At 59.5% G+C, this 9402-nt stretch carries 9 protein-coding genes and 1 pseudogene; 3 read left to right on the top strand and 7 right to left on the bottom strand.

All coding sequences use genetic code 11. The annotated features are described in order from the left end of the window. Positions 1-131: 131 nt before the first annotated feature. Positions 132-1256 (bottom strand): annotated as a pseudogene (gene mobH, locus MJ643_RS12885) (MobH family relaxase); the annotation flags it as partial. Between the two features lie 222 nt (positions 1257-1478). Between mobH and MJ643_RS12880 the strand changes: the two are divergent. Both MJ643_RS12880 and MJ643_RS12875 read left to right on the top strand, forming a co-directional pair. Continuing rightward, the gene (locus MJ643_RS12880; protein ID WP_247726836.1) at positions 1479-1673 is read left to right on the top strand and encodes a hypothetical protein; all 195 of its coding nucleotides are present in this window, start codon (positions 1479-1481) and stop codon (positions 1671-1673) included. A 127-nt stretch (positions 1674-1800) separates the two neighbouring features. Further along, entirely contained in the window at positions 1801-2166 is a 366-nt protein-coding gene (locus MJ643_RS12875; protein ID WP_013972277.1) for a histone-like nucleoid-structuring protein, MvaT/MvaU family, read from the top strand. An 86-nt stretch (positions 2167-2252) separates the two neighbouring features. Here the strand turns inward: MJ643_RS12875 and MJ643_RS12870 are convergent, their stop codons facing one another. Together MJ643_RS12870 and MJ643_RS12865 are read right to left on the bottom strand one after the other, a co-directional pair. Next, positions 2253-3191 carry a zincin-like metallopeptidase domain-containing protein gene (locus tag MJ643_RS12870; protein ID WP_247726835.1) on the bottom strand — a complete coding sequence of 313 codons (939 nt, stop codon included), beginning with the start codon at positions 3189-3191 and terminating at the stop codon, positions 2253-2255. A 705-nt stretch (positions 3192-3896) separates the two neighbouring features. After that, positions 3897-4262, bottom strand: coding sequence for a DUF3085 domain-containing protein (locus MJ643_RS12865; RefSeq protein WP_247726834.1), 366 nt, complete (start codon positions 4260-4262; stop codon positions 3897-3899). Positions 4263-4718: 456 nt separating this feature from the next. On the opposite strand from MJ643_RS12865, the gene MJ643_RS12860 reads away from it, so the two are divergent. Continuing rightward, positions 4719-5078 (top strand): hypothetical protein, encoded by a 360-nt coding sequence (locus MJ643_RS12860; protein WP_247726833.1) that lies wholly within the window; start codon positions 4719-4721, stop codon positions 5076-5078. A 4-nt stretch (positions 5079-5082) separates the two neighbouring features. Here MJ643_RS12860 and MJ643_RS12855 read toward each other — a convergent pair whose 3' ends face one another. From MJ643_RS12855 to MJ643_RS12840, 4 genes are read right to left on the bottom strand one after another with little or no spacing between them, the layout of a single operon-like run. Beyond that, complete coding sequence (locus MJ643_RS12855; RefSeq protein WP_247726832.1) at positions 5083-6621, bottom strand: conjugal transfer protein TraG N-terminal domain-containing protein; 1539 nt, start codon at positions 6619-6621, stop codon at positions 5083-5085. 9 nt (positions 6622-6630) lie between these two features. Further along, positions 6631-6936 (bottom strand): hypothetical protein, encoded by a 306-nt coding sequence (locus tag MJ643_RS12850; RefSeq protein WP_247726831.1) that lies wholly within the window; start codon positions 6934-6936, stop codon positions 6631-6633. Next, positions 6933-8288, bottom strand: coding sequence for an integrating conjugative element protein (locus MJ643_RS12845; protein WP_247726830.1), 1356 nt, complete (start codon positions 8286-8288; stop codon positions 6933-6935). The genes MJ643_RS12850 and MJ643_RS12845 overlap by 4 nt, the downstream gene beginning before the upstream one ends. After that, positions 8288-9259 (bottom strand): TIGR03756 family integrating conjugative element protein, encoded by a 972-nt coding sequence (locus tag MJ643_RS12840; protein WP_247726829.1) that lies wholly within the window; start codon positions 9257-9259, stop codon positions 8288-8290. Before MJ643_RS12840 ends, MJ643_RS12845 begins: the two co-directional genes overlap by 1 nt. Between the last annotated feature and the right edge of the window lie 143 nt (positions 9260-9402).

Raw genomic sequence — 9402 nt, 5'->3', positions numbered from 1 at the left:
ATGATGCTCCAGCTTTAATTCAATAACCGTGTTGCACTCAGCTCCTGCAACCGCCGATCCTTTGGTGCGTGAGGCTGACTCTCAGTCAGTACGCTTGATTCAGCGGGCGAGATGGGAGAGGTCGAGCTGATTTCAACAGTCCCTATGAAGCTTTGCGGGCGTGCTTCATCGGACCAGATCAAGCTCGGTTGCAGGCGAAGAAAGGTAAAGCGATGTTGCCAGTTATCCTCTGCTACGGTGGCGCTCCATACCGCTTTGCCTTCCGGTGTCGCATCCACCAACCCATGCGACTGCAGCTCATCGAACAAGGCGATGTTGGAGGAGGGGATGCCGTCGACCGCTTGAGTGAGCAGGTAGGCGCGCAATTTGTCGGTGGCCGTCTTGCTGACCAGCCACAAATCGTCCTCGGTGAGCCAGCCGGCTGCGCCGGGCTGGTTGAGCTTGAACTCATTTTTGACCAGGTGGCGCAGGCCCGTGAGCAGGTGATGCTGCAGCGAGTGTTTGGGTGCCAGCAGGGCCTTGGTGGGGTTGGCACCGATGTTCTGCGCAGTGGATACCCGGTCCGCTTGCAGCACCAGCTCTCCGAGGGTGCCGGCGTGCTCGTAGTGGTTGGCCAGCAGGAAGAGTAGGTGGCTCCACAAGACCGGATGGTTGCTGAGCCAGTCCAGTTGGAGAGGTGTCAAGATCTGTGTGTACAGCAGCCCCGTAGCGGCGCCGTGCAGCTTGTAGTCGCGGCCGGCCACGTAGCGAAAGCGGTAGGGCTGGTCCAAAGGGCCGTGCCAGGGGTGCCACACGTCGCCATTCTGATACTCCACCTGCAGGTCGACGGCAATCTTGCCAATGTCATGGAGCAGGGCGCCGTAGGCAATCGCCGCGCTCCAGGCGTCGGCCTGCGCGGCCTGGTCCTCCGGCGCGGCGCCGCTGGGCAGTAGGTACGACTGGCGCAACTTTAAGCTGCAGGCCACCAGTTCTAGTCCATGGTCCAGCATGCCGCCTGAATAGGCATGGTGGTGGCTTTCGCTAGCGGGGAGCTGCTGTACATAGCGGGCGTAACGGCGGATCGGATCAAGGTAGAGCTGATCGAACTGAGGCTCGGAGAGCGCTGTGTACTGCCAAATGCGTTCCAGCAGCTTTTTCCGGTGGTCGGAACAGAGCAGGGATTTAGAGGAGAGCGGGAGGAAAAATCCCTCGGGCGCTGGAGTGGGGGTGGGCTCTGCAGCATCGCCTTTTTGATGTCTGAACCACCAGCGTTTCATGGCGTTACCTACTTTGCATTCAGAAGGTCCTTTTGCCTTTTCGGATAGGCCTCTTACCCTTGTGCCCCCTTACCATTGCTGCCCTTACCCTTTAACGCCTTGAGCCTTTTCGCGAACGCGAAAATTCGAAGCCTGGCGCATCGGGTTACCTGTGGGACCGGCATGGTCTGCCCTTTTCTCGGGAGGTAGACTGTCCGGCATTATCTAGGGGAAGGTAGCCTGATGACGTTGAGCGATGCCATTTTGATCGTGCTACTGGCCGACCGAATCCATGGGACCGATGCTGCCATTCGATCGGCCGCCACGCGTTGCGCAAAAAAGCTGCCACGCAGTCAGCGCGATATGTTGTTCAAGATTGGTAACAGTCCCGCGCCTCGGGAACTAGTAGGTCACCTCTGCCAGTTCTTGCCGGACTGATTAGTCACATAGGTATGTGCGCATTTTGAAGGATGAAAAGTTAGCTGAAGAGCGAATTAACGCTCGGTGCGTACTTGTGCCTCAGGTACTATCGTCGCACATGCCCCAACCCTAGGAAATATTTCACATGTCCAAACTTGCCGAATTCAAAGCACTGGAAGCTCAACTGGCTGCTCAACTTCAACAACTGGACGCGATGAAAAACGATTCCGGCCTGAAGCAGGAAATCGAGTTCGAACAAAAACTCAAGGCCTTGCTGGATCAGTACGGCATGAACCTGCGCCAGGTCATCACCATTCTTGACCCGTCCAAAGGCGTGAGCGTGACCACTTCCAGCGCCTCCACCGGCGCTCAGCGCAAGCCGCGTGAAGTTAAACGCTACAAGCACCCGCACAGCGGCGAGATCGTCGAAACCAAGGGCGGCAACCACAAGATCCTCAAGCAGTGGAAGCAGGAGCACGGCTCGGATGTCGTCGAGAGCTGGCTACAGTAATTGCTTGCTCAATTGCAGCGGCCGATGCTCGGCGTTGCAGGCAAAACAAAGGCCCCGGTTGGGGCCTTTCTATTTGAAGTGAAAAGTCACGCCGTTAGCCGTTCGCACGTCTCGCTGGACTGATCCAACTGCAGCGCCAGCAAGTACTCGGACGCTTCACGGGCCAGCCCACTGGCGCGGAAGATGGCCCGCTTATCTTCCTTGAGGATCTTCAACCAGGACGCCAGGTACTCCTCGTGGCGCAGCTCGCCCTGGGTGCCGGTGAGGGCGCAGAGAAATGCCGCACCCATCTCCGCGACCAATTCCTCGAAGGCGTAGGCTGCAGAGCCAAACCCGTGCCCGCCAGTGATGCCTTCCCGGTTGAGGCGAGCTTGGTGACCCGACCAGTGCGTCAGCTCATGCAGCGCGGTCGCGTAGTAGCTGCCGACGTCCACGAACTGAGCCTTGGTGGGCAATTGAATGAGATCCCGGATCGGTAGATAAAACGCGTCATCCCCGTAGCGATGCTCGATGCGTGCGCCGCTGGCGGCCAACAATCGCTCGGCAGGTGCATGATCGATGAACGCCACTGGATCTTCACTCTCATCGTGGTGGTGCTCTTCGTTGGGTAGTCCCTCGGTCTGCTCGATGTTGAACAGGCAATGCGTCCGTAGCAGTGCGAACTGCACCATCTTGACGTTGCCTTGCTCATCACGGACGACCTGACCATCTTCGTTGTGTGCTTCCTTGCTCATGGGTTTGTACAGCACCGCAAGGGTCGATTGCTCGCCCTTGCGTACGTGACCACCAGCTTTGCGAGCCTGGTTGTAGGTGAGCCAGCGATCCTGGCGGTATCCGCGCAGGCGGGCTTCGGCCCACAGCAGTGGAATGTTGATGCCGGCGTAGGGGCGCCGGGTGATCGCGTTAATGGGGAAAGGTGCGTCAGCACTGGAGCCTGAAGTGCTCCAGGGTTTGATCCAGGGGATGACCCCTTGGCTCAGGGCACTGACAATCTTGTTGGTGACGTCCAGGTAGATATCGGACATGACGTTCTCCAGTCAAAGAAGGGGAACGCTGCCCGGCCGGGAAGGGTTCCCGGTGGGGTAAGTTGACATTGGTAGTGCGGGTGTTCAGGCCGATGAGATGTCCACACCGATCTCATGTGGCAACCGGATGTGCAGAAAAACAGGGCCGGTTTCTGGCGTGATGTGAGTTACCTGAAAGTGAGTGGCTGCCGCCGAGGAGCGTGAGTCGCGCTGGGAAGTTTGATCGAGTAGCAACTCGAGCGATTGGCGCAAGTGTTGATCTACCGAAGCCAGAGCGATGCCCAATACGGCTTGCAAGCGCTGCCCTGATTGCGCGACTGCGTCAGTAGCCGTACCAACCTCGGCTATGAATTGCCAAACCCCTGGGCTCAGGACAATGGCGGGTAAGGAGCGGTTCTTCCTGGACACTGGTGCCTCCCGGGAGCTGATCCGGCGATGGCTTCACGAACAACTCGAGGGAAGTCCCATCGCCACAACTCACACTGTGAACTGGGCGTGTCTAGGCATTAAAACGCGCTTGTCTGTGGGGTCAATACCTGATAAGGGGCACAGACCAGGGCAAGTTTCCACCCGCTTCCAGCAAAGGCTTTCCACTCGAAAGGTCCAGATGAACGGCTGCTGTCGGCGTAAAGATTGAAGTGGGCGATATCCCAAAGCGGCACTGGCTCGTGCATCCCTGGGACATCGCGGGTGTTGCGAGAGCATTCAGGATTTCCCTGAGAGGGCAATCTCGGCAGCGATGTACAGGTGCGTGGATGTGGCTTCAACTACCAGCGACCCGTTGGTGCCGCGTAGGCTTTCCAGAACCGGATCATCAAGGTCGAAGTACTCGGCAAAATCGTCGCCACCGAATTCACCGCGTGCGCGATTCCACCAAGCGTCGAAGTCGTCGACTTCAGGGTTGCAGCCCATGGCGTAGGCAATGTGTTTGCGGCTACCTCCGTCGGGTTTGCTTTCACCAAACTCGGACATGAGGTAGACACCGTGGTCTTTGACCAAGACGACTCGACAGCCGATGACGGCCGCCTCGGTCAAGACAGCGTGAAGTTCAGTTCCTGTGAAGCGCAACATGGTGAGTTCCTCCAGGCAGTGCGGAGGAATGCCACCCATGCGGGAAGAATTCCCAGCACGGAAATGGAAAAGGAGCTTCAACGGAGCAGGGCTCCGTGAGGCAGATGTGAAAGAGCGCTCATCACCGCGGGAGCGGTAACCGGGCGAGCCACCGAACGCTAATCGCCCTTGGGACAACCATCACGGGGTGACGTGGCCTTGAAGGTTGTGGCCACCTGGGGTGCTGGATTTCCAGCGCTTGCAGGTCTGGTGTATCAAGCGGGTTGGGATAGCGTCAATGGTGATTTTCAGAAAAGTGCACTGCATCAATCCATGCAGTGCCACTGGCGATCAGCAGCGTGAACCAAGTGATCAACGGTCATGGAAATCTGCAGGAGAGGAGTAAGCTAAGGCTTGGATCCAAATTGTTTAAAGCGGTTTGACCGCACGTGCGGTGAAGAGAATGGAGGTAGGAAAATGACGACCCCAGCGTCTTCAAACCCCAGCCGTACTTCTTTCGGCAAGTATTTGATTCGTGCTGCAACTCGCGCGGGTCGATTGGTGAATCAGCTAGAAGCCAGCGTGCTGCATTCACCGATGTTGGCGAGCGTTCCGTTTGGGTATCGCCGGCTCGGTATGCAGATTGTTAAGGTGATTCTTTTGCTTGCTGTTGCATCAGTTGCATTCTTCCTGGCGGTCGGAATGGTAGCCCTATGGGCGTTTGCCGCGCTGCCTATTGAAGCGAATGATGATGAGCCCGATGTATTCGAGGTTAGCCATCCTCAGCATCGTTTCAAGTATCCAGAAATGTACGACGAACACGGATCACTTCGTTAACTGATTACTTGAGCTTTTGTACGCCTCCAACAACTTGTGATGTTCCCTTCCCAGCTTGGAGTTTGGCACTCTCTGCACCTTGAGTAAGAAGGCTCTGGACGTTGCTGCCAACGTTGTACCCCGCCCAACTCATGGTTCCCAGAAAGAACATCGGGAGCACCAAAAACATCGCCCCCATCACGTACTCGATCACCTGCGCGGTAACCGTCCCATCCATGAACCCTGCCGTTGGTAATGTTAAAAGCGCCTGGTCCGTGACAGAGACCTGGTGGTACAGCGTGTCGAGCATGCTCGAGTCGATCCAGCGGGCCAGCTCCCACCAAAACGTCAGCATATGCAGGGTGAACAGCGCGAAGGTGATCGTCATCAGCGCTTTGAGCTGATACGTGCTGATCAGCAGCACCAGCGGCAGGCAGATGATTGTGCCCATGATCAGGAAGGCCTGGACCATTGGCAGTGCCGCGCGCAGGGCATTCATCGCCGGGAAATTGCTGAACGAGCCCAAGGCCAGGCCGGTGTTGGTGGCCAGGTTGTTGAGCCCTTGTGTCAACGAGCCGCCTCGGGCACTGCTGCCATAGTCTTGGAACACCTGACCAGGCGCCATGCTCAATGACTGCTGGCGGGGGCTAACCAGTTCACGCAGGGTAGCGTTTTCGATTTCGGTTGAGTTGTGTCCGGTCAGCCAACCGCGCAATTGCGTGAGCAGGTTTGGATCGACCTCGGCGACCAGGCGATCGCGCAAGCCGACGGTGGCATCACTCCACCATTGCTTGCAGGTGGGGTAGCCCGCACCGTTGTCGAGCCGGGGCAGGGATGTGTCCCGCGTCTCGTCATATGGCCAATCAACCCGGGGCGTGCGCGAGCGATCTGTGTCGTAGTAGCCCGGTGTGTCGAGTAGGTACGTCGATCCAATCCAGGACGCATCGTAGCTCTGCGATTCGTCCAGATCAGGGCGGTTGGTAAACAGCCTCGAGCGCGAAAAGCCGTAGCAGTCGCGGGTGAAGTCGGCGACCTCTTGAAGCAGCACCTGGTCGTTGATCCGCGAGCTGTCGATCTCCATGCGCATTGCGCGGATGTCGGGTGCGCAGGGGATGGATGCAGTCGCTGCAGCTGTGATGCCTTTGCTCATGGCATGCACCAAGTACCACCACACCGGCACGTTTGCGGATTTCTCGCCAATGGTGTTGAAGGTAATGCCCCAGGCCGTGTCGGCGGGCTTGGCCATCGACACCCCACAGCGCTGGCTCGCCGCATCGTCGAAGGTCACGGAGGAAAGGTTCAACGGGAAAAACGGCATGCAGCCAAACAGGATGACGATGTAGCTCATCCACAGGCGGTTCTCGACCCGGGGGATCGACAGCAAGCCCTTGTTGCCTTCGTCGGCGCCCTGTTGTCGGGCCGACAACCATTCCTGCAGGATGATTGCGCCAAACGGCGCGGCAAACAGCCCTGTGTCCGCCAGCGTGTTCCAGATACCGTTGTTGATGATCCATGCCAGCAGCGACAGGTAGTACTCGAGGTAGCTGTTGGTGCTCATATTCATGACTGCACCTCACACGCGTGACAGTTCGACCAAGACGATCGAGCCGAAGCCGACCAGCCCCAAGCGCATAAGCCGTTGCTGGTCTTCAGGTAACGGCCGCAAGCGCAATGCTGCGGTCCAGTAGGCGAAGATCAGGCTGTATAGCAGAGCTCGCCAGTATGCGAAGTAGGGCGTATTCCCCCGCGCATCCTCGAACCAATCGAGTTGGGTGCCGTTCAGTTGCAGCGCCATCCAGGCAATCAGCAACGTAACGATCATTGCGCTGAGGATGAACAGGACTCGGGCGACCGTGCTCCTCGCAGAAGGCGGCATCATGGCGTCCTCCTTCCTTGCTCCGCACGGTGTAGGCGGTCTAGCTGCGGATCGCGCTGGTCGATATTGCGTGAGGCATCGGCGCCGCCGGCGTGGCGATCGAGGACCAGGCTGGCGGTATTGGTGGCCAGCGCTTGGCGCACTTGCAATTCCGTTTGCAGCAAGCGTATTTCGCGCTCCAGTGTTTCGACATTGCTGTTGAGGGCGCTAGTGGCGGGCTGCGCCGACGCCACATTGGGTTCATGGCTGCCGGCGAGCAATGTGCGCTGCAGCAGCATCGCTTTGTAAATCACGCTCGATAGCGCGGTCTCGCTGGCCAGACGCCGGGCCAGCAGGTTCTGGTCGGGGTCATCGCGCAGGCCCTCGATGACCCCGCGCGAGACCTGCAGCAAGGGACTGGAGACTTTGCCGAGGTTCTCTGGCGTGGGCTCCTCAGCGCTCGACAGCATGCGCTGGAGGCCTTCGAGATGCTGCGTGTAAGTTTCCTGGATCAGTGGCGTGAGCCCTGCACCTGCGCTCACGCGTAGCGTCTCGCAGTCATCACAGGTCTCCACCTCGGTTTCGCCGAGCACTCGAGTGGCCCATTCGGCAGCCTCCTCGGGGCTCGACCAGGCCTGGCAGATCGCGCCATTCTGACAACCCGAGCCGACGGCCGAGGTGTCTTCGACCGAACGGTTGTGCAGCAGGTTGTAACCCGCCTTGACCACGTCCGAGGTCACCCGGATCGGCGCCTGGCCTTGGCCGCCGGCTTTCTGCCCGCCAATCCAGCTGACGCCGTTGTTGCCGTTGTTGGACTCGGTGTCCTTCACCGCAGTCACAGCATCACCGTCGGACTGCTCCAGGTTGTGCTGCATTTCCTGGTTCTGCGCCAGTGCCCCCCAACCGGCCTGATCCACCTTGTCAGCCATCTTCGCCGCCATCGCCTGGCAGGTGAGCTTTGACCGGTCAAAGTCGATGCGCCCCTGCAGCACGCCGTTGCTCAGCAGCTCATACAGCCCGGGATTGGCGCGCTGGATGATCATGGCCGGCAGCGACATCACCGCCTGGGTGGCGTTCTGGATGACGTTGCCCATGATCTGCTGGAAGCCCTGGGTGGCACCGTTGAGCTGGTTCTGCAGGGTGTTGGAGAGGTTCATGTTTCCGCACATCAAGTTCGCGCGCCAGGACAGGCCGACGCCGAGTCCGCTGGGGCGGTAGAGCGAGGAGGGCGCGCCCGCCGCCGATCCGCCACCGATGGTGTACATCACCCGGTCGTCCAACACCTGGGCCTGGTCGCCCAGGTGGTAGCCACTCTCGGCGGCGTGGCCGACAGTGCAAACGAGTAGACACATCAACCCAAGCAAGGGCGTGTTCATCACTGGCCTCCATCAAAATCGATGCTGAACAGGAAGGTCTGGCCCATGCGTTGGCAGCAGCGATACGGCCGCCACAACGACCAGGCGTAGGCGCCCTCGGCACTCTGGATTGTTGAGCTAGGGAAGATGGCGCAGGTGCTCTGCATCATCGGAGTGAGCAACTGCCAGCGGTGGTTGTTGACGTTGTTCTCCATCACTGGCTGTGGCGGCCAATAGCCGGGCGATGGCATCGGCTGCAGCGGCAAATAGACGTGCGGTTGGCCGACACGGGTGATGAAATCGCTGGCGCGCTGCGCCATCACCGCGGCGGCCTTGAAGTCGTCGGGTTGTACCAAGAAACCCTGGCGGGGGTAGACGTTGCCCCACATGTTGCCGAGGGCCTGGCTACCGATCTCACGCATGCCCGGAATGAGCGCTTGCGGGTAGACGGACTCGGGGATGGCCTGGCGCCAGGCTAGTGGATCGAGCGTGCTGAGGTAGTAGGGCGCAAGTGGCACCGCCCCGCTTGGACATGCATAGCCGAAGCTGTGGGCCAGGGCCGTCAGGGCAGCGCCGCCAGGATGTCCGATGCCGTCGACATTCTTGAAGCGGGGCAGGTTGTTGCGCTGCGGCGAGGGTGTGATCAGGTTGCCCCCGCCTTGGGACAGGGGTGTCGGTGCCGACAAGGCTGACATCTCGCCCCAGGGGTTGCTGCCGGTATCGGAATAGCTCGACACCACCAGCTCGGGAATGAAATGCCGGACCTTGGGCGAGGTTCGCACCGTGCAGCCGAAAGGCGTACACAGCAGCCAGTAGCAGATCCCGACGACGCGGTACTCCAGACACTGCAGTGATGTGACGGAGGCAATGATGGCGGGTGTGGTCAGCGCCAGACTCTGCTCGGCAGCCATGAGCAACGCGATCGCGAGGAAGGTGCGACCTCGGCCAGGTTTGCTCGGCTGTGGCGTTCGGTATGGGGCGGTCAGGTTCATCGGCAGCGCTCGGCAAGGGGCAACGGTGTGCATCCATGCGCCGAGTTGCAGCATCGCGGATCAGGCAGCGGAGAGGGACGGACAAACCGAGGCTGGTGCCTTCGGTTTCTGCAACGGCCGGGATAAGGGCTGCGACCTGTCTA

This window comes from Pseudomonas sp. PNPG3 (assembly GCF_023093815.1).
Taxonomy (GTDB): domain Bacteria; phylum Pseudomonadota; class Gammaproteobacteria; order Pseudomonadales; family Pseudomonadaceae; genus Aquipseudomonas; species Aquipseudomonas asiatica.
Note: the sequence above shows the minus strand (reverse complement) of the source record. Positions and strands in the feature narration are given on the sequence as shown.